Raw genomic sequence first — 25,581 nt, 5'->3', positions numbered from 1 at the left:
CGTTCATTCAACATCGATGTCGACTGATCTGACGCCTTCGCGAGCAAGCCCGCTCCCACAATGGTGAGCTCATTTCAAATGGCGGAAGCTTTGTACTGCCGACATGAGGACCACCGCCCCCGCCATAATCGCCAGCCAGAATCCGCTGCGTGCACCGAAAGCATCCACCAGAGCGCCCGAGCCGGCGGCGCCAATCGCCACGCCGATGCTCAAGCCCGTCACCAGCCAGGTCAGGCCTTCAGTCAATTTGGCCGGCGGCACGATGCGCTCGATCAGCGCCATCGCCACGATCAGCGTCGGCGAGAAGAACAGCCCGGCGACAAACACCGCCAGCGACAAACCGACAATATTGCTCGCCAGCAACAACGGCAGTGTGGTCACCGCCGTCGCCACGCCGCCGTAGAGAAACAGACGCGGCAACGGCAGTTTCGAACGCATCGCGCCGAACGCGATACCGGCCAGACACGAGCCGATGGCGTACACCGACAACACGATGCTCGCCGCCGCCGGCTGGCCCTGCTGCTGGGCGAAGGCGACGCTGACCACATCGACGACGCCAACGATAACGCCCATGGCGAGCATCAATGCCAGCAGCCATTGCACGTCGGTCGAGCGAATGATCGAAACCTGATGCTGTGATTCCTGCGGGTGCACCGCCGGCTCGGTACTGCGCTGAGCAACAAACGCGGTCACGCCGATCGCCAGTGCCAGCAGCGCGGCCAACGGCCCGGCTTCGGGAAACGCCACCACGCACAAACCCACCGACAGTGGCGGGCCGACGATGAAACAGACTTCATCGAGCACCGATTCCAGCGCGTAGGCGGTCTGCAATTGCGGCTGGCCGCGATAGATCTCGGTCCAGCGCGCACGCACCATCGCCGACATGCTCGGCATGCACCCGGCCAGCGCGGCGAAGATGAACAGCGTCCAGGTCGGCGCCTGCAAACGCGTACACAGCAGCAACATCAGCAGCGCCCCGCCACCGATCAATGCCGACAGCGGCAGCACTTTGCCCTGGCCGAAACGATCCACCAGACGCGAGACCTGCGGCGCACAAAACGCCGTGGCGAGGGCAAACGTCGCCGCCACCGCACCGGCCAGCGCGTACCCGCCCTTGAGCTGCGAAAGCATGGTGATCACGCCGATGCCGGTCATGGAAATCGGCATGCGCGCGATCATCCCGGCCAGTACAAAAGCCCGGGCGCCGGGGGCGGTGAATAATTCGCGGTAGGGGTTTGCCATGGGGACAGCCTCATCAAGGGCCGCCAAGTTGCCATAAAGGCAGACGAGCGTGGAAGCGAGGAATTGTTGGTGGAATGTGAAGGCCTCTTCGCGAGCAAGCCCGCTCCCACAGGGGCAACGCATTCTAACCGTGGGAGCGAGCCTGCTCGCGAAGAGGCCGGCATATTCACCACAACACCGCACCGTCGAATGAACTCTCCCGGCTTGCAACCAGTCAGCTAAATAAGCCCTCAATCAAGGCACGACTTCGCATGCAAATATCCCTCGCCCGCCAAGTGGCACTGGTCACCGGCGCCAGCTCCGGCATCGGCCACGCCGCCGCCAAAGCGCTGGCCGCTGCCGGCGCAGCTGTCGTGATCAATTACAACCGTCAGGCGGAACCTGCCGAAGCGCTGGCGCGACAAATCATCGCCGACGGCGGTCAGGCGCTGGCCATCGGCGCCGATATTTCAAAGGAAGACGAGGTCGAACGGTTGTTCGCCGAGACCCTCGAGGCCTTTGGCGCGCTGGACATTCTGGTGGCCAATTCCGGCCTGCAAAAGGATGCGCCGGCGGTCGACATGACCCTGGAAGACTGGAACACGGTGATCGGCGTCAACCTCACCGGCCAGTTTCTCTGCGCCCGCGCCGCGCTGCGGATCTTCAACCGCCAAGGGGTGCGCGAAGGCGTGTCCCGTGCCGCCGGCAAGATCATTCACATGAGTTCGGTGCATCAACGCATTCCGTGGGCCGGGCACGTCAACTATGCGGCGTCCAAGGGCGGCGTCGATCAGTTGATGCAGACCCTCGCCCAGGAAGTCAGCCAGCAGCGCATCCGCATCAACGGCATCGCGCCGGGGGCGATTCGCACGGCAATCAATCAGCAAGCCACCGAAGGCGCTGCCGGTGAAAAACTGCTGGAGCTGATCCCTTACGGGCGCATCGGCGACGTCGAAGACATCGCCAACGCGGTGGTCTTTCTCGCCTCCGACGCCGCCGACTACATCGTCGGCACCACCCTGTTCATCGACGGCGGCATGAGTCTTTATCCGGAGTTTCGTGGCAATGGCTGAGCATCATCCTGAACGACAAAGCCCGATCGACGCCCACGGCATCATCGGCGACCTGCGCAGTGCCGCACTGGTCAACGACAAGGGCAGCGTGGATTTTTTCTGCTGGCCGGAATTCGACAGCCCGTCGATCTTCTGTTCGTTGCTGGACACGCCCGAGGCAGGAATTTTCCAGCTCGCGCCGGACTTGCCAGATGCCCGGCGCGAGCAGATCTACCTGCCGGACACTAACGTGCTGCAGACGCGCTGGCTCAGCGAGTATGCGGTGGTGGAAATCACCGACCTGCTGCCGATCGGCGACAGTGTCGATGACCTGCCGCTGCTGATGCGCCGGGTGCGGGTGGTCAGCGGTGAAGCGACCTTTCACATGCGCTGCGCAGTGCGCCATGACTACGCGCGCGCCAACACTCGGGCGCAGATGGATCAACAATCGGTGATTTTCAGCGCCGAGGGTCAGCCTTCGTTGCGGCTGGTGGCGGATCAGGCGCTGCACATCGATGGCGAAGCGGCCGTTGCTTCCTTCAACTTGAAACAGGATCAGCACGCCGAATTCGTCCTCGGTGGCGCCGACGATCCGCGCTTCAAGGATGACGGCGCAAAAATGTGCCTGGAGCGCACGCTGAAGTTCTGGCGCGACTGGATTGGCCAGTCCAACTACCGCGGGCGCTGGCGGGAGATGGTCAATCGTTCGGCACTGGCGCTTAAGTTGCTGACCTCGCGCAAGCACGGCGCAATCCTCGCCGCCGCCACCTTCGGCCTGCCGGAAACCCCCGGCGGCGAGCGCAACTGGGACTATCGCTACACCTGGATCCGCGACGCCTCGTTCACGGTCTACGCGTTCATGCGTCTGGGCTTTGTCGATGAGGCCAACGCCTACATGGGCTGGCTGCGCGGGCGGGTCAGCGATTGCTGCGGCCAGCCAACGAAACTGAACATTCTGTATGCCATCGACGGTCGTCAGGAACTGCCGGAAACCGAACTCTCTCACCTCTGCGGTCATGGCGGCGCGCAACCAGTGCGCATCGGCAATGGCGCGTACGACCAGATTCAGCTCGACATCTTTGGCGAACTGATGGACGCGGTGTACCTGGTCAACAAGTACGGCGACGCGATTTCCCACCAGGGCTGGAACCATGTGCGCGAAGTGGTCGATCAGGTGTGTGAGACCTGGCAGACAACCGACGTAGGCATTTGGGAAATGCGCGGTGAGCAGCATCACTTCCTGCACTCGCGACTGATGTGTTGGGTGGCGCTTGACCGGGCCATCCGCCTGGCCTCGAAACGCTCGCTGCCCGCGCCGTTCGTCCAGTGGGATCAGACCCGGCAGGCGATCTACGCCGACATCTGGGACAACTTCTGGGACGAAGAGCGCGGGCATTTCGTCCAGTACAAGGGCGGCACCGCGCTCGACGGCTCGATGCTGCTGATGCCGCTGGTGCGTTTCGTCAGCGCCAAGGACCCACGCTGGTTGTCGACTCTGGAAGCGATCGAAAAGTCTCTGGTGCGCGACGGCATGGTCTACCGCTACCGTAACGATGACGCCAACATCGACGGTTTGGCCGGCACCGAAGGCGCCTTCGCCGCTTGCTCGTTCTGGTACGTCGAATGCCTGGCCCGGGCCGGTCAGGTGGAAAAGGCGCATCTGGAATTCGAGCAATTGCTGCGTTATGCGAACCCGCTGGGGCTGTACGCCGAAGAGTTTGATAGCCATGGCCGGCATCTGGGCAACACCCCGCAGGCGCTGACGCATCTGGCGCTGATCAGTGCGGCGAGTTTTCTTGATCGGCGTTTGAGTGGGGAGAAGGGTGAGTGGCAGCCGTAATATTCGCCGCACTCTGTCGGAAATATCCCTTCAACTCGGATTTTGCAGGACGAATTCCTACACAAAAATAAACGTTGGTGAGTTTCTGTGGCGAGGGAGCTTGCTCCCGCCGGGTCGCGAAGCGACCCCAATCCCTGCGCCATCATTTCTTCAGAAGAACCGCATTGCCTGGCTTTGCGCCTGCTTCGCAGCCGAGCGGGAGCAAGCTCCCTCGCCACATGCCAGGTCATTCAGCCCCTACTCCGTCTAAACAAACCCGAACCACTCCCTCCCCCGCAACCTGCACTTACACCCTGAAATACCCTGTTGCCAGCTGTTACATCCCCCCCTACCATCCACCGCAACGGGCACAGCGGAGCTGTCCAATAAAACCCGAATTCAAGGAACCAGAATGACCCAGCACGTCCACCGCCCCATCGCCACGCCCCTGCGCACCGGCCTGACCCGCACCCAACTCTGGGAAGCCGCCGACAAAGGCCTGATCAAGTGCTGGGAAATCGGCCGCCAGCGCGCCACCCGCTTCCCCGACCTCGCCCAACAATGCCTCGCCGGCGAACTGCCGGTACTCGGCTGGAAAGGCGGCGTGAGCCGCAGCCTGAAGAAAAACGAGAAATACGGCTCGCTGAAATACCTGGCGCAGTGGCAGGGCTTGCGTGGCGAGGATCTGGATATTGCTCTGGGTGAAGAGCGCTCGCTGACCTGCTCGCGAACGAAGATGCGGGTGACGTTTACCCCGGATCGGACGAAGTACTTCAATCAGGTGGCGGAAGCCGAGGCTTAAGGAGAAGCAACGATGGTCGATTTGCATCAGGAATTTCACAGCAGCGTGTTCTTTCACCAGGCAAGGATCGAGCGGCGCTCAGTCGATGCTCTCATCGGCATCGCAGCCGGGCTTGCCGCTGACGGCACGATCAACCAGCAAGAGGCCGAGTTTCTCAGAACCTGGATTGAAACCCATTTGGTGCACCTGGACGATCCGGTTGTGAACATCCTTTACAGACGTCTTGCCGACATGCTCAGCGACGGAGTTCTGGACGCCGACGAGTCTGCGGAGCTGCTGGAAATGCTGCATCAGTTCACCGGTCTGCCAACCGCACCAACACAAACAACAACGTTTGCCGCTCCGACCAGCCTTCCTCTCGACAACCCTGCCCCGCAGTTATGCCTGGTTGATCGGGTCTTCCTGTTTACAGGCGTCATGGCCTATGGACCACGTAAAGAATGTGAGTCGCAGATCCTTGAACGCGGCGGCCTTATTGGTGGTTCCGTCAGCAAAAAGATTCACTATTTGGTAGTGGGCAGCATTGGCAATGATCAGTGGCTTCACAGCTCTTACGGCACCAAGATCAAGAAGGCCGTTGAACTGAGAGACAGCGGCGTGCCGATTGCGATCATCAGCGAAGATCATTGGCAGAAGGTTCTGTTCGGGTAATTGCCCCGAAGGGCATCGCTGAATCTGCTTCGCCAGCACTGACCGAAAACCTCTCCCGGTACGCCTGAGGCGTCACCCCGATCGCCCGCAGGAAACTGCGGCGCAACGTCTCCTCGCTGCCAAACCCGCAATTGGCCGCAATCCGTTTCACCGGCAGCCCTGTATCACTGAGCAGGCGCCGCGCAGTTTCGACGCGGATCAGTTCGATGGCGCGGGCCGGGGTCTGGCCGGTGTCGGCGCGGTAGTGGCGGACGAAGCTGCGTTCGCTCATGCCGGCCTGTTCGGCCAGGGTCGGGACGCCGAGGTCGCAGGTGAGGTTTTCGGCGATCCAGGCGTGCAGCTCATCAAAGCGATTGCCCTGATTCTGCAGGGCCAGGGTCACGCTGAATTGCGATTGCCCGCCGGGGCGTTTGAGGAACACCACCAGATGCCGGGCGACGTCGAGGGCGATGTCGCGGCCCAGATCTTCCTCGACCATCGCCAACGCCAGATCAATGCCAGCGGTAACGCCGGCCGAGGTCCAGACCGGGCCGTCGTTGATGAAAATCGGGTTGGCTTCGACCTGCAACTTCGGGTGCTGCTGCGCCAGTTGTTCGCAGCGGGTCCAGTGGGTGACCACGCGACGTCCGTCGAGCCAGCCACTGGCCGCCAGTAGAAATGCCCCCGTACACACCGAGGCGACGCGTCGACATTTCGCTGCGTGCTCGCGTACCCAATCCACCAGCGACTCATCTTCGGATGCCGGATAGATCCCCCAACCACCCGCGATAATCAGCGTGTCGCTGGCGTCTTGCGGCAACGGTTCGGCGAGCACCGCCAACCCCGCCGACGACATCACCGCGCCGCCCTCACTGGCAATCACCGACGGCGTATAAGGCACCGGCAAGCCGCGTTGGCGAGCGATGTCGTTGGCCGAGGCGAACACTTGCAGCGGGCCAGTGACGTCGAGGATCTGCATGTTGGCGAACGCGAGTACGTGAATGGCTTTGGGCATTTGGCGTAATTCGTGGGGTTATTGGCGTATACGCCAGAACCTACGCGCCTACAGTGAAGCCGTCCACCCCTCAACTGGAGAAAAACCCCATGACGTTGCAGATCGGTTTTCTGTTATTTCCGCAGGTGCAGCAACTCGACCTGACCGGTCCCTATGACGTACTGGCCTCGCTGCCGGACGTGCAGGTGCATCTGATCTGGAAAGATCTGGTGCCGGTCACCGCCAGCACCGGCCTGCTGTTGAAACCGACCACCACCTTCGAGGACTGCCCGAATCTGGATGTGATCTGCATTCCCGGCGGCGCCGGGGTCGGGCCGCTGATGGAAGATGAGCAGACGCTGGGGTTCATCAAACGCCAGGCGGCGCAGGCCAGGTATGTGACGTCGGTGTGCACCGGTTCGCTGGTACTGGGCGCGGCGGGACTGCTGAAAGGCAAACGCGCGACCACCCACTGGGCCTATCACGAACTGCTGCCGAAACTCGGCGCGATTGCGGTGCAGGACCGGGTGGTACGCGACGGCAATCTGTTTACCGGTGGCGGAATTACCGCAGGCATCGACTTTGCGCTGGTGCTCGCGGCTGAACTGGTGGGTGCCGAGGCGGCGCAGTTGATTCAACTGCAGCTGGAATATGCGCCGGCACCGCCGTTTGAATCGGGCAGCCCGCAGACGGCGCCGAATGCTGTCGTCGATGAGGCTCGGCACCGCGCGGCGCCTTCGTTGAAACTGCGCACGGAAATCACCGAGCGCGCGGCGGCGAAACTCGATCTGCGCTGATCCCTCAGCTACACACAGATCTACTGTGGGAGTGGGCTTGCTCGCGATTGCGGTGTATCCGTCGAGATTGTTATCGCCTGACACACCGCATTCGCGAGCAAGCCCGCTCCCACAATGGGTTTTGTGAATGGCCTCAGGTTTGCAGCCTGTCCCCGCATCCCGCCACAGCTTTACTTGTCCCAACGCCCTCACCCGTGTAGAAAGCCCTTCCACAAAATTCTGCACAAGGACTTTCGATGAAGGCGTTGCCATGGCTCTATCTGGCACTTCTCAGCCTCGGTTATGGATTGGCGTTGAGCTTTGGCCAACTCGGCTGGCTCGCGCTGATCTCCGTGGGACTATTGCTGGTGAGCGGTTTCGCCGTACGCCAACAGCAAGTGCCGGTGGCGCGTCTGCTGGGGCACGCGCTGTTTATCTTCCTCGCCCTGTCACTGGCGCTGCACTGGTTGCCGGGGTTCGCCAACGGCCGGGCCATCGCCCCGCTGCGTTTCACCGACGACGCCGTGCCGTTCGCGATGTACCTGAATCTGGACAAACCCTTGATCGGCTTCTGGCTGTTGCTCGCCTGCCCATGGATTGTCGCGGCACGCACGCTGCGTTCGACGGTGTACGCCAGCGTCCTCGCCCTGACGTTGAGCGCCGTCCTGGCGCTGGGCGGCGCGCTGTTGTTCGGCATGATTGCCTGGGCGCCGAAGTGGCCCGATCAGGCGTGGCTGTGGCTGCTGAACAATCTGCTGTTGGTGACGCTGGTCGAGGAGGCGCTGTTTCGCGGCTATATACAGGGCGGCTTGAGCCGACTGTTCAAGCACCTGCCCCACGGCGACAACCTCGCTCTGCTGCTGGCGTCGCTGATCTTTGCCCTGGCGCATGTGGGCGCGGGATGGCACTGGGTGTTGCTGGCGGGGCTGGCAGGTGTCGGCTATGGTCTGGCCTACCGTTTTGGTGGCCTTGCTGCGGCGATCGCCACGCATTTCGGGCTGAACCTGCTGCATTTTGCGCTGTTCACCTATCCGATGCTGGCCGGTTGAAGCAAGAGCGGTTTTGCGACGCCGTACTTATATCTGAAAAAAAACTTCAATAATTTCCTGACAGCGCCGACAACCTTTCAAAGCCTTGCGGATTGAAAAACCATGCGTAATAACCAGCCCATTACACAACGCGAACGGACTTTCCCGGCTCAGCAGCGGTTGATTTCCACAACCGACGCCAAAGGCGTGATCACCTACTGCAACGACGCTTTCGTCGAAATCAGCGGGTTTTCGCGTGAAGAGCTGATCCGTGCGCCGCACAACCTGGTTCGTCACCCTGACGTCCCGGCTGCGGTGTTTTCGCACATGTGGGGCACACTGAAACAAGGCTTGCCATGGATGGGCATTGTCAAGAATCGCTGCAAATCCGGTGACCACTACTGGGTGAACGCCTACGTGACACCGGTGTTCGAGGGCAATCAGGTGATCGGTTACGAGTCGGTGCGGATCAAACCCACCGCCGAACAGATCCGCCGTGCCGAAGCGCTCTACCAACGCATCAACCAGGGCAAGTCGGCAATTCCTTCCAGCGACAAATGGCTGCCGGTGCTGCAGGACTGGCTGCCATTCATACTGGTCAGCCAGTTGAGCTTCGTGATCGGCGCGACCCTGAACTCGCAATGGGGCTTCGCCCTCGCTGCCGGTCTGTCGGTACCGTTGGGCCTGATGGGTCTGCAATGGCAGCAACGCGGGCTCAAGCGCCTGCTGCGCCTGGCCGAACAGACTACCTCCGACCCGCTGATCGCGCAGATGTACACCGACAGCCGTGGCGCGCAGGCGCGTCTGGAAATGTCGATCCTCAGCCAGGAAGCCCGCCTGAAAACCTGCCTGACCCGTCTGCAGGACACTGCAGAGCACCTGACCGATCAAGCGAAACAGTCCGACGCCCTGGCGCACAACAGCTCCAGCGGTCTGGAACGTCAGCGCGTGGAAACCGAACAGGTCGCCACCGCCGTCAACCAGATGGCCGCCACCACTCAGGAAGTGGCCAGCCACGTCCAGCGTACGGCTGACGCGACGCAGGAAGCCAACCGTCTGACCGGTCGCGGCCGTGACATCGCCGGCGAAACCCGCGAAGCCATCCAGCGCTTGTCGGTGGTGGTCGGCGAAACCGGCCTGACCGTCACCCAACTGGCCAAGGACAGCGACGAAATCGGTGGCGTGGTCGACGTGATCAAAGGCATCGCCGACCAGACCAACCTGCTCGCCCTCAACGCCGCCATCGAAGCGGCACGTGCCGGCGAGATGGGCCGTGGTTTTGCCGTAGTCGCTGATGAAGTCCGTCAACTGGCGCAACGCACCAGCGAATCCACCGGACAGATCCATGCCTTGATCGCCAAGCTGCAGCAGACGGCTTCGAGTGCCGTGCAGACCATGGAAGCCGGCCATCGCCAGGCGGAAGAAGGTGTGGCACGAGTGCTGGAAGCGGATCAGGCACTGGTCGGCATCAGCGAAGCCGTGGCCAACATCACCGACATGACCACGCAGATCGCCGCGGCCACCGAAGAGCAAAGTGCTGTTGCTGAAGAAATCAGCCGCAACATCAGCAACATTTCGGAACTGGCAGACCAGACGTCCGAGCAAGCGCATAACTCGGCATTGCTGAGTGAAGAGCTGACCAAGACGGCGAATACCCAGTATTCGTTGGTGGAGCGGTTTAACCGCTAAAAGCAAAACACTTGCTGATCTCCCCGCAAAAAACCCGGACAGCGAAAGCTTCCGGGTTTTTTATTGCTTGTGCACCTGTCAGATCTGACAGTAGACGCACCGTTATCCGAGCGGGTATCAAGAGAAACCGTAATTGCAGTCGGTTGTAACACCTCCTCTTACTCGAAAAGGCAGGTTTAACAATGACCACTCACGTTATGTTTCTCCCGAAAAAACCACTCGTCAGTGATGACAGGTTTCAATGGAGATTGGGCGGTAAACGGAAAACAGCGAAATTCAGATCTTTCTATCAGGACGAGTTCTTGGGTCAGCGGTATTGGTCCATCAGTGGTGGAACAGGAAATTTCGACGATGAAAGCTATTTTTCGTTCTCCATGACGCTGCCCTACCAATCCGATGAGGCACTCACGGGCGTCTATAACCTCGACGACGGGCTGACATTTGTCCACAGCCATTGGATCCCTGCGCCACCGGGATTTATCGGAATGGCTTCGGTGGACGCCGACTCGGCGATCCTCAGCGTTAAATATGATGCTGAAACGGACATCGCTACGGGATCATTCGAGGCCGTATTCAAAAGTCATCGCTATCGCCTGAATCCCAAGGGGACTTTCACCATGACGAGACTGAGACCGTCGGATGCTGGCTAACTTTGGCAGGCATGCTCGCAGCAACTCCGGAGGAGTACCCCTTCAATGTAATTTGCAAGAATGACTCCCTGTAGGAGCTGCCGCAGGCTGCGATCTTTTGATCCTGAAAAACCGGTTAGCGAAAGTTTCCGGTTTTTTATTGCCTGTTTGAAATGGATGGCGCTTGGCAGACAGCTTTCGCGAGCAAGCTCGCTCCCACAGTAGGGCCGGGTACTTCAGTAAGGAATTGGTCGGCTGTCAGGCCGCCTTCGCGAGCAAGCCCGCTCCCACAGTGGGGCCGGGTTACATCAGTAAGAGAATGGTCGGCTGTCAGGCTCCACACAAAGGCAAGAGCAGAACGCGCACCGCTCTTGCCCCTCACCACTCAACAGGATGAGCGCAAGCTCGGCTGCAGCTCTTGATCTTGATCCACGGGCGACATCGGAAGGCTGAGTGGAGGGGTTCATCCGGGCGTGGGAGCGCAGCGACCGTTTGGCGCAGCCAAACACAGCGAGAGGAGGTGCAGCGAAGCAAACCGTAGGCGCTGCGCCCGGATGGATCCCGGAGCGAAGGAACCCCGAGCCCCAGCGAGCGGGCCGAACGCAGGAGCAAGCGTTTTTGGTTACTTTTGAGGCGTTTGTCAAAAGTGACTCGCCGTAAGGGCGAAACCGTAATCAGCCACACCCGCAGCAACGGATATCCCCCCCAACCAAACCTCAACGAAGAAACCCGGCAACCTTCTCCACCGCCGAAGCCAAATGGTCCGAATGCGTAAACCCGGAAACCTTCAACGGCTTCAAATCATGATCCCCAGAGGCCAACCAAAACACCTCAATACTCGGCGATAGATCGTAAGCCTCGACAGCGTCCCGATTACCCAGCGCATCCCGCTCCCCCTGAACAATCAACGTCCGAGTCCGCAAAGAAGCCAGATGCTCAACCCGCGGTTTCTCAGGCTTCCCAACCGCATAAAACGGATAACCGAGACAGACAAGCGCATCAGCGCCCAACTCATCAGCCAGGAGACTGGCCATCCGCCCGCCCATCGACTTCCCGCCAATCGCCAAAACCCCAGCGACATGAAGTCGCACCAAGCCATACACCTCACGCCAGCATTCCAGCAGTTTCGGCGCCGGATTAGGCGGCCGTTTACTACCATCCACCCGCCGCTGCGCCATATACGGAAACTCGAACCGCAACACGTTCACGCCCGATGCAGCAAGGCGCCCAGCCATATCCGTCATCCACTCACTGTCCATCGGCGCCCCTGCCCCATGCGCCAGGATCAAAGTCGCCGAAGCCTCGCCAACAGCGGCGTCCCAAAGCCACCCACGATCCCGCACGCACTGCGCCCATTGATCCCCGTCAATACTGGCCTTGTGCTGTTTGTCCATGCTTGCCTCGCTTTTAGTCTGCCTATAACTCCAGACGAAGGATTCGCGGCGTTTTCTGCGCGCGCTCACTTCGGCTGAACCGTGGATGGGGAACCATGAACACTTCTATCAGTACCGCCTACAACTACAAGGTGGTCCGCCAATTCGCCATTATGACGGTGGTGTGGGGCATCGTCGGCATGGGGCTCGGGGTTTTTCTCGCGGCCCAATTGGTCTGGCCTGAACTCAACTTCAATTTGCCCTGGACCAGTTTCGGCCGTCTGCGCCCGCTGCACACCAACGCGGTGATCTTCGCCTTCGGTGGCTGCGCGCTGTTCGCCAGTTCGTTCTACTCGGTGCAACGCACCTGCCAGACGCAATTGTTCGCGCCAAAAATCGCCGCGTTCTGCTTCTGGGGCTGGCAACTTGTGATTCTATTGGCAGCGATCAGCCTGCCACTGGGTTACACCAGTTCCAAGGAATACGCCGAACTGGAATGGCCGATCGACATCCTGATCACCATCGTCTGGGTCGCCTACGCCATCGTGTTCTTCGGCACGATCATGCAGCGCAAGACCAAGCACATCTACGTCGGCAACTGGTTCTTCGGCGCGTTCATCATCACCGTGGCGATCCTGCACATCGTCAACAACCTTGAGTTGCCGGTGAGTTTCACCAAGTCCTACTCGGTGTATGCCGGTGCAACCGACGCGATGGTGCAATGGTGGTACGGCCACAACGCCGTAGGCTTTTTCCTCACCGCCGGTTTCCTCGGGATGATGTACTACTTCGTGCCGAAACAGGCCGAACGTCCAGTGTATTCGTATCGCCTGTCGATCGTGCACTTCTGGGCGCTGATCACTCTGTACATCTGGGCCGGCCCGCACCATTTGCACTACACCGCGCTGCCGGACTGGGCACAGTCGCTGGGCATGGTGATGTCGCTGATTCTGCTGGCACCGAGCTGGGGCGGCATGATCAACGGCATGATGACCCTCTCGGGCGCCTGGCATAAGTTGCGCAGCGACCCGATCCTGCGTTTCCTCGTGGTGTCGCTGGCGTTCTACGGCATGTCGACCTTCGAAGGGCCGATGATGGCGATCAAGACGGTCAACGCGCTCTCCCACTACACCGACTGGACCATCGGCCACGTTCACGCCGGCGCTCTCGGCTGGGTGGCGATGATCTCGATCGGCGCGCTGTACCACATGATCCCGAAAGTCTTCGGCAAAGAGCAGATGCACAGCATCGGCCTGATCAACGCGCACTTCTGGCTCGCGACCATCGGCACCGTGCTTTACATCGCCTCGATGTGGGTCAACGGCATCGCTCAGGGCCTGATGTGGCGCGCAGTCAACGAGGACGGCACGCTGACTTACTCCTTCGTCGAAACCCTGGTGGCCAGCCACCCAGGCTTCATCGTGCGTCTGGTGGGTGGGGCGATCTTCCTCAGCGGCATGTTCCTGATGGCTTACAACACCTGGCGCACCGTGCGGGCCTCGCAGCCTGCTGACGTCGTTGCTGCCGCGCAGATGGCCTGAGGAGTCCGCCATGAAACACGAAACGATTGAAAAGAACGTCGGCCTGCTGATGCTGCTGATGGTGTTCGCCGTGAGCATCGGCGGCCTGACCCAGATCGTCCCGCTGTTCTTCCAGGACGTCACCAACAAACCGGTGGAAGGCATGAAGCCCTACACCGCGCTGCAACTGGAAGGCCGCGACATCTACATCCGCGAAGGCTGCGTCGGTTGCCACTCGCAGATGATCCGCCCGTTCCGCGCCGAAACCGAACGCTACGGGCACTACTCGGTGGCCGGTGAGAGCGTCTGGGATCACCCGTTCCTCTGGGGTTCGAAACGTACCGGGCCGGACTTGGCCCGAGTCGGCGCGCGCTACTCGGATGACTGGCACCGCGCGCACTTGTACAACCCGCGCAACGTCGTACCGGAATCGAAAATGCCGGCCTACCCGTGGCTGGTGACGCAAGCGGTCGACAGCAGCCACACCGAAACCAAGCTCAAGACCATGCGCACCCTCGGCGTGCCGTACACCGACGACGACATCAGCGGCGCGGTCGCCAGCCTCAAGGGCAAGACCGAAATGGACGCCCTCGTCTCCTACCTGCAAGTGCTCGGCACTGCGATCAAGAGCAAGAGGTGAGCACGATGATCATTGAAATGAGTGCAGGGCTGATTCGCGGCCTCGGCACCGTCGTGGTGTTCGTCGCCTTCGTCGGCCTGACGATCTGGGTGTTCAACCGCAAGCGCACGCCGGAGTTCGCCGAAGCGCGCCTGCTGCCGTTCGCCGACGAGCCGCAACCCGACATTACCCAAGCACCTGAACCAAGGAGTACCCGGCCATGACCACCTTCTGGAGTACGTGGATCTGCGTACTGACCATCGGCAGCCTGATCGGCCTGACCTGGCTGCTGATCGGCACCCGCCGGGGCGAGACCAAGGGCAGCGTCGACCAGACCATGGGCCACAGCTTCGACGGCATCGAGGAGTACGACAACCCGCTGCCGCAATGGTGGTTCATGCTGTTCGCCGGCACGCTGGTGTTTTCCGTGGGCTATCTGATCCTGTATCCGGGCCTGGGCAACTGGAAAGGCATCCTGCCCGGCTACGAGGACGGCTGGACCGGCGTGCACGAATGGGAAAAGGAAATGAACAAGGCCGACGCCAAATTCGGGCCGATCTTCGCCAAATTCGCCGCCATGCCGGTGGAGGAAGTGGCGAAGGATCCGCAGGCGCTGAAAATGGGTGGCCGGTTGTTCGCCTCCAACTGCTCGGTGTGCCACGGTTCCGACGCCAAGGGGGCTTTCGGCTTCCCTAACCTGGCCGACGAGGACTGGCGCTGGGGCGGCGACGCCGAAACCATCAAAACCACCATCATGGGTGGGCGGATGGCGGCGATGCCGGCCTGGGGCGAAGTGCTGGGCGAAGCCGGGGTGAAGAACGTCGCCGCGTATGTACGTCACGAACTGGCCGGCCTGCCGCTGCCCGCGGACAGCAAGGCTGACCTGCAAGCCGGACAGCAAGCGTTCAGCACCACCTGCGTAGCCTGTCATGGGGCAACCGGCCACGGCACTGAAGCCATGGGCGCGCCGAATCTGACGCACCCGGCCGGGTTTATCTATGGCACCAGTTTGACGCAGCTTGAGCAGACCATTCGCCATGGTCGCCAAGGTCACATGCCGGCACAGAACGAATTGCTGGGCAATGATAAAGTGCAATTGCTCGCCGCTTATGTGTACAGCCTGAGCCATGGATTGAGTACAGAAAAACTGATTACTGAAGACAGCAAACAGTAAGCATTGCACACACCGCTGCCGCACCATTCTCGGTGCGGCAGCATCCCGCCCCTTTGCGACGCATTGTCGCACCCCGTCACACCCTCTCCTTTCGGTTCCCCGGATTCGGGTCTACGCTTGCTCGATGCGGACTGGCTTGTGCTGGTTCCAGGTCAACGCTGACTGCTGTGTTCTGCGAACCGGCTGACTGATGTGGCCGCAAACGCCGGTAGATACCGGCTGTCGTGCCATTTACCGTCCGTCACCCGAACTGAGCGTTTGAACACACCCCGTTACAAGCGACCTGACCCCCTCGCTTTTTTCGTCCGCTGCGACATTTTGTCCGAGGCCAATTTTGACCTTACGCGGCGTATGGAAAGGCCGCAGAATCAGCGTTGGAAAGCATTGACCCAGGTCATGGCGCGTTGCAATGACCCCCTGCTCTCTGCATACTTGCGGCCGATTTTAATCCTAATAAAACACCTAAACCGTGGAACCTTAGAATGAGCACAGCAATCAGTCCGACTGCTTATAACTATAAGGTAGTCCGCCAGTTCGCCATCATGACGGTGGTCTGGGGGATCCTTGGCATGGGGCTCGGTGTCTTCATCGCCTCGCAACTGGTCTGGCCGGAGTTGAACTTCGGTCTGCCGTGGACGAGCTTTGGACGCCTGCGCCCGTTGCACACAAACCTGGTGATTTTCGCCTTCGGTGGTTGTGCACTGTTTGCCACTTCCTACTATGTCGTGCAGCGAACCTGCCAGACGCGACTGATCTCCGACAGCCTCGCCGCCTTCACCTTCTGGGGCTGGCAGGCGGTCATCGTCGGCGCAATCATTACCTTGCCGCTGGGTTACACCACCACCAAGGAATACGCCGAACTGGAATGGCCGCTGGCCATCCTGCTGGCGATTGTCTGGGTCTCCTACGGGCTGGTGTTCTTCGGCACCATCACCAAGCGCAAGACCAAACACATCTACGTCGGTAACTGGTTCTACGGCGCATTCATCGTCGTGACCGCGATGCTGCACATCGTCAACCACGCCTCCTTGCCGGTAAGTTTCTTCAAGTCCTACTCCGCCTACTCGGGCGCGACCGACGCGATGATCCAGTGGTGGTACGGCCACAACGCCGTGGGTTTCTTCCTGACCACCGGCTTCCTCGGGATGATGTACTACTTCGTGCCGAAACAGGCCGAGCGTCCGATCTACTCCTATCGTCTGTCGATCGTGCACTTCTGGGCGCTGATCACCCTGTACATCTGGGCCGGCCCGCACCACCTGCACTACACCGCACTGCCGGACTGGGCACAGTCGCTGGGCATGGCGATGTCGATCATCCTGCTGGCGCCAAGCTGGGGCGGCATGATCAACGGCATGATGACCCTGTCGGGCGCCTGGCATAAGCTGCGCACCGACCCGATCCTGCGCTTCCTCGTGGTGTCTCTGGCGTTCTACGGCATGTCGACCTTCGAAGGTCCGATGATGGCGATCAAGACCGTCAACTCGCTCTCGCACTACACCGACTGGACCATCGGCCACGTTCACGCCGGCGCTCTGGGCTGGGTGGCGATGATCTCGATCGGCGCGATCTACCACATGATCCCGAAACTGTTCGGCCGTGCGCAGATGCACAGCGTCGGCCTGATCAACGCGCACTTCTGGCTCGCGACCATCGGTACCGTGCTGTATATCGCCTCGATGTGGGTCAACGGCATCACTCAAGGCCTGATGTGGCGTGCAATCAACGATGACGGCACCCTCACCTACTCGTTCGTCGAAGCGCTGCAGGCCAGCCACCCGGGCTACATCGTCCGTGCCCTGGGCGGTGCTTTCTTCGCCAGCGGCATGTTCCTGATGGCTTACAACGTCTGGCGCACCGTGCGCGCCTCGAACGCGGCTGAAGCCGAAGCCGCCGCCCAGATCGCTGTTGTTGGAGCTCACTGATGAAGCATGAAGCTGTCGAGAAGAATATTGGCCTGCTGGCCTTCTTCATGGTCATCGCCGTCAGCATTGGCGGCCTGACCCAGATCGTTCCGCTGTTCTTCCAGGACGTCACCAACAAGCCGGTCGAAGGCATGAAGCCGCGCTCGGCACTGGAACTGGAAGGCCGCGACGTCTATATCGCCAACGGTTGTGTCGGCTGCCACTCGCAGATGATCCGTCCGTTCCGCGCTGAAACCGAACGCTATGGCCACTACTCGGTCGCCGGTGAAAGTGTCTGGGATCACCCGTTCCTGTGGGGTTCCAAACGTACCGGCCCGGATCTGGCTCGCGTCGGCGGTCGTTACTCCGATGACTGGCAACGTGCGCACCTGTACAACCCGCGCAACGTGGTGCCTGAGTCGAAAATGCCGGCTTACCCGTTCCTCGTGGAAAACAAGCTCGACGGCAAAGACACGGCCAAGAAGATGGAAGTGTTGCGCACGCTCGGCGTCCCTTACACCGACGAAGACATCGCCGGTGCAAAAGATGCCGTGAAGGGCAAAACCGAAATGGACGCGCTGGTGGCCTACCTTCAGGGCCTGGGCACCATCATCAAAAGCAAACGGTGATTCTTCATGGATATCGGGATGATTCGCGGCCTGGGCACCGTTGTCGTGATGGTGGCCTTCATCGGTTTGGCGTTGTGGGTGTTCAGCCCCAAGCGCAAGTCGGAGTTTGAAGACGCAACCTTGCTGCCTTTTGCGGATGATCCCGAAGCCATCAAGCACGTCGAGCAAGCTTCTAGGAGTAACAAAGAATGACTACATTCTGGAGTCTGTACGTCACAGTCCTCAGTCTCGGTACGATCTTTTCCCTGACCTGGCTGCTGCTGTCGACCCGCAAGGGCCAGCGCAGCGAGCAGACGGACGAGACGGTGGGCCACTCCTTCGACGGGATCGAGGAGTACGACAACCCGCTGCCGAAATGGTGGTTCATGCTGTTCGTGGGCACCATCGTGTTTGCCTTGGGTTATCTGGTGCTGTACCCGGGCCTGGGCAACTGGAAAGGCCTGCTGCCGGGCTACAACTACCTCGATAACGACAAGCAGACCGCGTTCGCCAACGGCCAGACCGGCTGGACCGGCGTGCACGAGTGGGAAAAGGAAATGGCCCGCTCGGACGCTAAATTCGGTCCGATCTTCGCCAAGTTCGCGGCGATGCCGATCGAGGAAGTCGCCAAGGATCCGCAAGCACTGAAAATGGGTGGCCGTCTGTTCGCCTCCAACTGCTCGGTGTGCCACGGTTCCGACGCCAAGGGCGCCTATGGTTTCCCGAACCTGACCGACGCTGACTGGCGCTGGGGCGGCGAGCCGGAAACCATCAAGACCACCATCATGGGCGGTCGTCACGCGGTGATGCCGGCCTGGGCCGACGTCATTGGCGAGCAAGGCGTAGCCGACGTGGCTGCCTTCGTGGTGACCCAACTCGATGGCCGCAAACTGCCGGAAGGCACCAAGGCTGACCCGGCCAACGGCGGCAAACTGTTCGCAGCCAACTGCGTGGCCTGCCACGGTCCAGCAGGCAAAGGCACCCCGGCCATGGGCGCGCCTGACCTGACCCACCCGGGCGCGTTCATCTACGGTTCGAGCTTCGCACAACTGCAGCAGACCATCCGTTACGGCCGTCAGGGCCAGATGCCTGCGCAGGAACAACTGCAAGGCAACGACAAGGTGCACCTGCTGGCGGCCTACGTCTACAGCCTGTCCCACGGTGAAAAAGCCCCGGAAGCAGAGGCCCAGTAAGGCCAACGCTTGATGCAATGAAGAATCCCCCGCCAGTGCCCTGGCGGGGGATTTTTTTATGGGGCACTGGCCCAGATCGACTTCACCGGCACGGTGGCCACCGGCGTACGTTTGCGCCACTGATTGTCCTCGACCAGACTCACCTCCAATTGCTTGCGATCCTTGGAAAAACTGGCGGTCAGGTACGTCTGCTGAGAAGCCGAACCGCTGAGAAACACCGGCACGCCCCCCATGGAGGTCTGGCTGCCACCCTCGCCGTGGAAATGCCCGGCGAACATCGCCGTCACCTGATACTTTTCAATCATTTCGCGAAAGCGCTTCTCTTGATCCCAACTGCCTTTCCACTCATAGGGTTTGTGCATGTTGATAATGATCGCGTAACCCTGCGCGCGCGCCGTTCGCAAATCATTTTCCAGCCAGTCCAGCGACTCCCTGATGTCGAAGGTGGTCGGATTCAACGCATGGGAAATTTTCACCGTGTAAGTGGGCTCATTGTTCAACTGCACCAAGTGCACTTCACCGATATTCTTTGAATAAGCCAGACTACCCAGATAATGCTTGTTCAAAAAACTACCGGTAATTTCCAGATCGAACTCATCGACTTTATCGACATGATGATCACGGTAATCAACAATACTGCCCGCTGCACAATTTTCGCTGAAACAGTCATTCACGTTGTTCTGATAATCGTGATTACCCAGACCGTAGAGAAAGTGTTCACCAAAGTGTTTCTTCAGCATCGAACCGATGTAAGAGCGCTGCCAGCCATGGCCGAATGCGGTCATGTCACCGTTGATCATTAAAGGCACAGCGTCCTGCCCGCCCATCTCGCTGCGGAACTGGGCAATGCTCGCGAACTGGGTTTCCACCAGCCATTTCGCGCGCTTCTCGAAATCTGCACTCGATTCATCTTCACCACTGTCCGATTTCTCCGTCCACGGGTATTGCGGATCCGAGGCGAACACCATGTGTTGCGGAGCACCTTCATTGGCACTGGCGAGAGAAGTCAGTGACAACAGGCACAGACACACGAAAAAGTTTTTAACTTCCTTGATTTTCATAACATTCCATTATTCCGTTAATTTTCGACACATGAACATGCAACTAACACGCTGCAGAACAGCCACTAAGCTATTCGAAAAAAACAAGAAAACAAAACCCATTAATTAACTAATGATATTTCCAGAATATTAAAATCACCTTCGAAATTAATACTTTGAGACACATGCCTGATGGACTCGATTCGCTATGCTCTGTAGGGTCCTCCACAGCCCGGTGACCCTCATCGGAGCCACTTCAAGGATGAAGCCGCGATGTTGAATGACAGCAAAAACCCTCTCCCGGTTGATCAGCCTCCGATGCCAATGTGGTCAGTTGGGCCAAAGGCGTCATCGCCCCGCGCCTGTACATTTCCGCCATTACTTTGAAAGAACTGGAAACCGGAGTACTGCGAATGGAACGGCGTGATCCTGTTCAAGGAAAGCTGTTGCGCAGCTGGCTGACGCGTCACGTCATGCCGGCATTCGAAGCCCGAATCCTGCCGGTCGATGCCGCGGTGACACTGCGTTGTGCCAGCCTGCATGTTCCCGACGAGGCCAATGAAAGCGATGCGTTGATCGCTGCCACGGCCCTGGTGCATGGACTCACGGTGGTCACGCGCAATGTCGGTGATTTCCGCTCGAGCGGCGTCGCCCTGATCAACCCATGGGAACATTGAATTAGCCGCCACCCCAAAACCGTCCATACTCAACAAGTCAATTGATCTGCATCAGGCTTTGCTGCATTCGCTACACCAATAATGCCTTTTTCCCAACGCGACCAAAGGTCGCACCCTTGAGTTAGAGCGACAGGCGTATCATTGCGCCACTGCAACACCCCTTTCTGACCGCGGTCGGCACGTATCGACCGAGGCATTTGTCCACTGCCGTGGGATGCAATGATGAGCAACCAGATTCCGGTACACGACGTCACACCACCGAGCCAAAACGCGAACAGCAGCGTCGACCTTTACGCCTCTCGAGAAAAAATCTACACCCGTGCCTTCACCGGCCTGTTCCGCAATCTGCGGATGATCGGCGGTGCCGCGCTGTTCCTGTTGTATTTCGGTACGGTGTGGCTGAACTGGGGCGGGCATCAGGCGGTGTGGTGGAACCTGCCGGAACGCAAGTTCTTTATCTTTGGTGCGACCTTCTGGCCGCAGGATTTCATTCTGCTGTCCGGTCTGCTGATCATTGCGGCATTCGGCCTGTTCTTCATCACCGTTTACGCCGGCCGCGTCTGGTGCGGCTACACCTGTCCGCAAAGCGTATGGACGTGGATTTTCATGTGGTGCGAGAAGGTCACCGAAGGCGACCGCAACCAGCGGATCAAGCTCGATAAAGCGCCAATGAGCGGCAACAAATTCCTGCGCAAGCTCGCCAAGCATTCGCTGTGGCTGCTGATCGGGTTCGTCACCGGTATGACCTTTGTCGGTTACTTCTCGCCGATCCGTGAGCTGGTAATCGAGTTCTTCACCGGCCAGGCCGATGGCTGGTCGTATTTCTGGGTCGGTTTCTTCACCCTCGCTACCTATGGCAACGCCGGTTGGCTGCGCGAGCAAGTGTGCATCTACATGTGTCCGTATGCGCGCTTTCAGAGCGTGATGTTCGACAAGGACACCCTGATCGTTTCCTACGACCCGCGTCGCGGCGAAAGCCGTGGCCCGCGCAAGAAAGGTGTCGATTACAAGGCCATGGGCCTGGGTGATTGCATCGACTGCACCATGTGCGTTCAGGTATGCCCGACCGGTATCGACATCCGTGACGGTCTGCAGATCGAGTGCATCGGTTGCGCCGCGTGCATCGACGCCTGCGACGCAATCATGGACAAGATGGACTACCCGCGTGGCCTCATTAGCTACACCACCGAACACAACCTGTCCGGCCAGAAAACCCATAAACTGCGGCCACGCCTGATTGGCTACGCGGTGGTGCTGCTGGCAATGATCAGCCTGCTGGTGACCGCGTTCTTCATGCGTTCGCTGGTCGGCTTCGACGTCAGCAAGGATCGCGTGCTGTACCGCGAGAACGCCGAAGGCCGGATCGAAAACGTCTACAGCCTGAAGATCATGAACAAGGATCAGCGCGACCACACTTACGTGCTGGAAGCCGCCGGTCTGCCGGATCTGCGCCTGCAGGGCAAACGCGAGATCAAGGTCCCGGCCGGCGAAATCTTCAGCATGCCGGTGGAGTTGTCGAGCGCACCGGAACAATTGCCATCAAGCACCAACGAGGTGAAATTCATCCTCAAGGATGCCGATGACGACAGCGTTCACGTAGAAGCCAAGAGCCGATTCATCGGCCCACAAACCCGTTGAGAGAACTGAACATGCCCGCAGCAAACGCCGCCAGCCCTTGGTACAAGCACCTTTGGCCATGGATCATCATCGGGATTCTGGCCTGTTCGGTGACCTTGACCCTGTCGATGGTGACCATTGCGGTGAACAACCCGGACAACCTGGTCAACGACAACTACTACGAGGCCGGCAAAGGCATCAACCGCTCGCTGGATCGCGAGCTGCTGGCGCAGGATCTGAAGATGCGCGCCAGCGTGCATCTGGATGACCTGACCGGCGAAGTCGACCTGCGCCTGAGCGGCGACAGCCAGCCGAAAACCCTGGAACTGAACCTGATCTCGCCGACCCAGCCGGAGAAGGATCGCAAGATCGTCCTGACCCGCAGCGAAACCGAAACCGGCCGTTACATTGGCCAGCTCGGTGACAAGGTCGAAGGCCGGCGTTTTGTCGAATTGCTGGGCACGCAGGACGACCACGTGTGGCGCATGTTCGAAGAAGAACAGGTCAGCCACGACAAGGATCTGCTGCTCGGTGATGAACCGCTGCAGGGCGCCGAAGACCTGGATAAATAAAAATCTGCACTGTGGCGAGGGGATTTATCCCCGATGGGGCGCGCAGCGCCCCCTGCTTTCTTTCAGGCATTGCGCGCGCAAGCTTAACGACTGCTACGCAGCCGATCGGGGATAAATCCCCTCGCCACAAAAGCCAAGTCAGTTTTGCCAATATCGCTTTTATGGCCAACTAAATGACCACCCCACTCCCCTGCTACCACTGCGCCCTGCCCGTCCCGTCAGGCAGTCGCTTCACCGCCGTCGTGCTCGGGGAGTCCCGCGAGTTCTGCTGCCCCGGCTGCCAGGCCGTGGCCGAAGCCATCGTCGCCGGTGGTCTGGAAAGCTATTACCAGCATCGCAGCGAAGCTTCGGCCAATCCCGAAGCCTTGCCGGTGCAATTGACCGATGAACTGGTGCTGTACGACCGCGCCGACGTGCAAAAACCCTTCGTCCGTCACGAGGGCGAACTCGCCGAAACCACCCTGTTGATGGAAGGCATCAGTTGCGCCGCCTGCGGCTGGCTGATCGAGAAACACCTGCGCAGCCTGCCGGCAGTGGCCGAGGCGCGGCTGAACCTGTCCAACCATCGCCTGCATGTGCGATGGGCCGACGCACAGTTACCGCTGAGCCAGATCCTCGCCGAGCTGCGCCACATCGGTTACGCCGCCCATCCGTATCAGGCCGACCGCGCCAGCGAACAACTGGCCAGCGAAAACCGCCTCGCCCTGCGCCAGCTCGGCGTCGCCGGATTGCTGTGGTTCCAGGCAATGATGGCGACCATGGCGACCTGGCCGGAATTCAACATCGACCTCAGCCCCGAACTGCACACGATCCTGCGCTGGGTCGCGCTGTTCCTGACCACACCGATCGTGTTCTACAGCTGCGCGCCGTTTTTCAAAGGTGCGATGCGCGATCTGCGCACCCGCCACCTGACCATGGACGTCTCGGTGTCACTGGCGATCGGCAGCGCCTACATCGCCGGGATCTGGACCTCGATCACCGGGGTCGGCGAACTGTATTTCGATGCGGTCGGGATGTTTGCACTGTTCCTGCTCGCCGGGCGCTATCTGGAACGCCGCGCCCGCGAACGTACCGCCGCTGCCACCGCGCAGCTTGTGAACCTGTTGCCCGCCTCGTGCCTGCGCCTCGACGCCAATGGCCAGAGCGAACGCATCCTGCTCAGCGAATTGCGCCTGGGCGACCGGGTGCTGGTGCAACCGGGTTCGATCCTCCCGGCGGATGGCAAGATCCTCGACGGCCAGTCGAGCATCGACGAATCGCTGCTGACCGGCGAATACCTGCCGCAACCGCGCACGCTGGGCGATGCGGTGACCGCTGGTACGCTGAATGTCGAAGGCGCACTCACCGTCGAGGTACTGGCACTGGGTCAGGACACGCGCCTGTCGGCCATCGTCCGTCTGCTTGATCGCGCCCAGGCCGAGAAACCGCGATTGGCGGAAATCGCCGACCGCGCTGCGCAGTGGTTCCTGCTGTTGTCGCTGATTGCGGCCGCAGCGATCGGCCTGTTGTGGTGGCAGCTGGATTCGTCGCGGGCGTTCTGGATCGTCCTGGCGATGCTGGTGGCGACCTGCCCTTGTGCGCTGTCGCTGGCAACCCCGACGGCGTTGACCGCCGCCACTGGCACCCTGCACAAACTCGGCCTGTTGCTGACACGCGGCCATGTGCTGGAAGGCCTGAACCAGATCGACACGGTGATCTTCGACAAGACCGGCACGCTCACCGAGGGGCGGCTGGTTTTGCGTTCGATCCGTCCACTGGGCGCGTTGAACAGTGACCAGTGCCTGAGCCTTGCCGCCGCATTGGAAAATCGTTCGGAACACCCGATTGCTCGTGCCTTCGGGCGCGCGCCACTGGCGGCTGAAGAAGTGCACAGCACGCCGGGACTTGGCCTCGAAGGGCTGGTCGGCGCGCAGCGTTTGCGCATTGGTCAGGCCGAGTTTGTCTGCGCCCTCAGCGGTTCGCCGTTGCCGGCGATGCCGGATGAACCGGGTCAGTGGCTGCTGTTGGGGGACGATCAAGGGCCGCTGGCGTGGTTCGTTCTCGACGATCGCCTGCGCGACGATGCGCCCGCCCTGCTCGCCGCCTGCAAGGCCCGTGGCTGGCGCACGCTGCTGTTGTCCGGCGACAGCTCGCCGATGGTCGCCAGCGTCGCCGCCGAACTGGGTATCGACGAAGCCCGTGGCGGTCTGCGTCCGGACGACAAATTGCAGGTGCTGCAACAGCTTCATCAAGAAGGACGCAAGGTGTTGATGCTCGGCGATGGTGTGAACGACGTGCCGGTGCTGGCTGCTGCCGACATCAGCGTGGCCATGGGTTCGGCCACCGATCTGGCGAAAACCAGCGCCGACGCGGTGCTGCTGTCCAACCGCCTCGACGCGCTGGTACAAGCCTTTACCTTAGCGCGCAGAACCCGTCGGGTAATCATCGAGAACCTGCTGTGGGCAGCGCTGTACAATGGCCTCATGTTGCCGTTCGCCGCCCTCGGCTGGATCACTCCGGTATGGGCGGCGGTCGGCATGTCGATCAGTTCGTTGACCGTGGTGCTCAACGCCCTGCGCCTGACTCGCCTGCCGAGCGCGCCGGCCGCCGGCACCCGTTCAGAAACCCGCCCGTTGCCGGCCTGAGCCGCGCGGGCCTGGAGTAC

General features: G+C 60.4%; 24 protein-coding genes. 20 read left to right on the top strand and 4 right to left on the bottom strand.

Annotated features, from left to right (window positions below):
* Positions 1-69 precede the first annotated feature (69 nt).
* The gene (locus ACS4NR_RS03730) at positions 70-1,242 is read right to left on the bottom strand and encodes an MFS transporter (RefSeq protein ID WP_456019116.1); all 1,173 of its coding nucleotides are present in this window, start codon (positions 1,240-1,242) and stop codon (positions 70-72) included.
* A 251-nt stretch (positions 1,243-1,493) separates the two neighbouring features.
* On the opposite strand from ACS4NR_RS03730, the gene ACS4NR_RS03725 reads away from it, so the two are divergent.
* The 4 genes from ACS4NR_RS03725 to ACS4NR_RS03710 all read left to right on the top strand — a co-directional run bounded on the left by ACS4NR_RS03725 (position 1,494) and on the right by ACS4NR_RS03710 (position 5,545).
* Complete coding sequence (locus ACS4NR_RS03725; protein WP_456019115.1) at positions 1,494-2,294, top strand: glucose 1-dehydrogenase; 801 nt, start codon at positions 1,494-1,496, stop codon at positions 2,292-2,294.
* Positions 2,287-4,113, top strand: coding sequence for a glycoside hydrolase family 15 protein (locus ACS4NR_RS03720; protein ID WP_456019114.1), 1,827 nt, complete (start codon positions 2,287-2,289; stop codon positions 4,111-4,113). Before ACS4NR_RS03725 ends, ACS4NR_RS03720 begins: the two co-directional genes overlap by 8 nt.
* A gap of 391 nt (positions 4,114-4,504) precedes the next feature.
* Positions 4,505-4,894: a hypothetical protein gene (locus ACS4NR_RS03715; protein WP_166495614.1), complete on the top strand. Its 390-nt coding sequence runs from the start codon at positions 4,505-4,507 to the stop codon at positions 4,892-4,894.
* A gap of 12 nt (positions 4,895-4,906) precedes the next feature.
* Positions 4,907-5,545 (top strand): BRCT domain-containing protein, encoded by a 639-nt coding sequence (locus tag ACS4NR_RS03710; RefSeq protein WP_253150105.1) that lies wholly within the window; start codon positions 4,907-4,909, stop codon positions 5,543-5,545.
* On the opposite strand, the gene ACS4NR_RS03705 is transcribed toward ACS4NR_RS03710, so the two are convergent.
* Positions 5,508-6,539, bottom strand: coding sequence for a GlxA family transcriptional regulator (locus ACS4NR_RS03705; RefSeq protein ID WP_456019113.1), 1,032 nt, complete (start codon positions 6,537-6,539; stop codon positions 5,508-5,510). The genes ACS4NR_RS03710 and ACS4NR_RS03705 overlap by 38 nt on opposite strands.
* An 89-nt stretch (positions 6,540-6,628) precedes the next feature.
* Here ACS4NR_RS03705 and inhA point away from each other — a divergent pair, with 89 nt between their 5' ends.
* From inhA to ACS4NR_RS03685, 4 genes are all read left to right on the top strand, one after another.
* Positions 6,629-7,315, top strand: a complete 687-nt coding sequence (gene inhA / locus ACS4NR_RS03700; RefSeq protein ID WP_456019112.1) for an isonitrile hydratase — start codon at positions 6,629-6,631, stop codon at positions 7,313-7,315.
* Between the two features lie 236 nt (positions 7,316-7,551).
* The gene (locus tag ACS4NR_RS03695) at positions 7,552-8,343 is read left to right on the top strand and encodes a CPBP family intramembrane glutamic endopeptidase (protein WP_456019111.1); all 792 of its coding nucleotides are present in this window, start codon (positions 7,552-7,554) and stop codon (positions 8,341-8,343) included.
* A 102-nt stretch (positions 8,344-8,445) separates the two neighbouring features.
* Positions 8,446-10,011, top strand: a complete 1,566-nt coding sequence (locus ACS4NR_RS03690) for a methyl-accepting chemotaxis protein (protein WP_253150102.1) — start codon at positions 8,446-8,448, stop codon at positions 10,009-10,011.
* A gap of 182 nt (positions 10,012-10,193) precedes the next feature.
* Positions 10,194-10,661 carry a hypothetical protein gene (locus ACS4NR_RS03685; protein WP_253150101.1) on the top strand — a complete coding sequence of 156 codons (468 nt, stop codon included), beginning with the start codon at positions 10,194-10,196 and terminating at the stop codon, positions 10,659-10,661.
* A 695-nt stretch (positions 10,662-11,356) separates the two neighbouring features.
* Here the strand turns inward: ACS4NR_RS03685 and ACS4NR_RS03680 are convergent.
* Complete coding sequence (locus ACS4NR_RS03680; RefSeq protein WP_166495609.1) at positions 11,357-12,034, bottom strand: alpha/beta family hydrolase; 678 nt, start codon at positions 12,032-12,034, stop codon at positions 11,357-11,359.
* A 95-nt stretch (positions 12,035-12,129) separates the two neighbouring features.
* On the opposite strand from ACS4NR_RS03680, the gene ccoN (ACS4NR_RS03675) reads away from it, so the two are divergent.
* The 8 genes from ccoN (ACS4NR_RS03675) to ccoP (ACS4NR_RS03640) all read left to right on the top strand — a co-directional run bounded on the left by ccoN (ACS4NR_RS03675) (position 12,130) and on the right by ccoP (ACS4NR_RS03640) (position 19,031).
* Positions 12,130-13,554 carry a cytochrome-c oxidase, cbb3-type subunit I gene (gene ccoN, locus ACS4NR_RS03675; protein ID WP_041067879.1) on the top strand — a complete coding sequence of 475 codons (1,425 nt, stop codon included), beginning with the start codon at positions 12,130-12,132 and terminating at the stop codon, positions 13,552-13,554.
* A 10-nt stretch (positions 13,555-13,564) separates the two neighbouring features.
* A complete protein-coding gene (gene ccoO, locus ACS4NR_RS03670; protein WP_003223389.1) occupies positions 13,565-14,173 on the top strand; it encodes a cytochrome-c oxidase, cbb3-type subunit II in 609 nt (202 codons plus the stop codon).
* A gap of 5 nt (positions 14,174-14,178) precedes the next feature.
* Complete coding sequence (locus ACS4NR_RS03665) at positions 14,179-14,376, top strand: cbb3-type cytochrome oxidase subunit 3 (protein ID WP_098968495.1); 198 nt, start codon at positions 14,179-14,181, stop codon at positions 14,374-14,376.
* The gene (gene ccoP / locus ACS4NR_RS03660; RefSeq protein ID WP_456019110.1) at positions 14,373-15,326 is read left to right on the top strand and encodes a cytochrome-c oxidase, cbb3-type subunit III; all 954 of its coding nucleotides are present in this window, start codon (positions 14,373-14,375) and stop codon (positions 15,324-15,326) included. Before ACS4NR_RS03665 ends, ccoP (ACS4NR_RS03660) begins: the two co-directional genes overlap by 4 nt.
* Before the next feature lie 482 nt (positions 15,327-15,808).
* Positions 15,809-17,251, top strand: a complete 1,443-nt coding sequence (gene ccoN / locus ACS4NR_RS03655; protein ID WP_007969186.1) for a cytochrome-c oxidase, cbb3-type subunit I — start codon at positions 15,809-15,811, stop codon at positions 17,249-17,251.
* The gene (gene ccoO, locus ACS4NR_RS03650) at positions 17,251-17,859 is read left to right on the top strand and encodes a cytochrome-c oxidase, cbb3-type subunit II (RefSeq protein WP_024164411.1); all 609 of its coding nucleotides are present in this window, start codon (positions 17,251-17,253) and stop codon (positions 17,857-17,859) included. The genes ccoN (ACS4NR_RS03655) and ccoO (ACS4NR_RS03650) overlap by 1 nt, the downstream gene beginning before the upstream one ends.
* Before the next feature lie 6 nt (positions 17,860-17,865).
* Positions 17,866-18,051 carry a CcoQ/FixQ family Cbb3-type cytochrome c oxidase assembly chaperone gene (locus ACS4NR_RS03645; RefSeq protein WP_003175465.1) on the top strand — a complete coding sequence of 62 codons (186 nt, stop codon included), beginning with the start codon at positions 17,866-17,868 and terminating at the stop codon, positions 18,049-18,051.
* Positions 18,048-19,031 (top strand): cytochrome-c oxidase, cbb3-type subunit III, encoded by a 984-nt coding sequence (gene ccoP, locus ACS4NR_RS03640; RefSeq protein ID WP_456019109.1) that lies wholly within the window; start codon positions 18,048-18,050, stop codon positions 19,029-19,031. Before ACS4NR_RS03645 ends, ccoP (ACS4NR_RS03640) begins: the two co-directional genes overlap by 4 nt.
* Positions 19,032-19,087: 56 nt before the next feature.
* On the opposite strand, the gene ACS4NR_RS03635 is transcribed toward ccoP (ACS4NR_RS03640), so the two are convergent.
* Positions 19,088-20,092 (bottom strand): metallophosphoesterase, encoded by a 1,005-nt coding sequence (locus tag ACS4NR_RS03635; protein WP_456019108.1) that lies wholly within the window; start codon positions 20,090-20,092, stop codon positions 19,088-19,090.
* Between the two features lie 305 nt (positions 20,093-20,397).
* On the opposite strand from ACS4NR_RS03635, the gene ACS4NR_RS03630 reads away from it, so the two are divergent.
* The 4 genes from ACS4NR_RS03630 (at position 20,398) to ACS4NR_RS03615 (ending at position 25,561) form a co-directional block, all read left to right on the top strand.
* A complete protein-coding gene (locus tag ACS4NR_RS03630; RefSeq protein ID WP_456019107.1) occupies positions 20,398-20,748 on the top strand; it encodes a PIN domain-containing protein in 351 nt (116 codons plus the stop codon).
* 222 nt (positions 20,749-20,970) lie between these two features.
* Positions 20,971-22,386, top strand: a complete 1,416-nt coding sequence (gene ccoG / locus ACS4NR_RS03625; RefSeq protein WP_095138670.1) for a cytochrome c oxidase accessory protein CcoG — start codon at positions 20,971-20,973, stop codon at positions 22,384-22,386.
* An 11-nt stretch (positions 22,387-22,397) separates the two neighbouring features.
* Entirely contained in the window at positions 22,398-22,937 is a 540-nt protein-coding gene (locus tag ACS4NR_RS03620) for a FixH family protein (protein WP_150369775.1), read from the top strand.
* Between the two features lie 173 nt (positions 22,938-23,110).
* Positions 23,111-25,561, top strand: a complete 2,451-nt coding sequence (locus ACS4NR_RS03615; RefSeq protein WP_456019106.1) for a heavy metal translocating P-type ATPase — start codon at positions 23,111-23,113, stop codon at positions 25,559-25,561.
* The last annotated feature ends 20 nt before the right edge of the window (positions 25,562-25,581 follow it).

The organism is Pseudomonas sp. JQ36 (genome assembly GCF_053851495.1).
The sequence above is the reverse complement of the archived record's forward strand: the minus strand, read 5'-3'. Positions and strand labels throughout refer to the sequence as shown.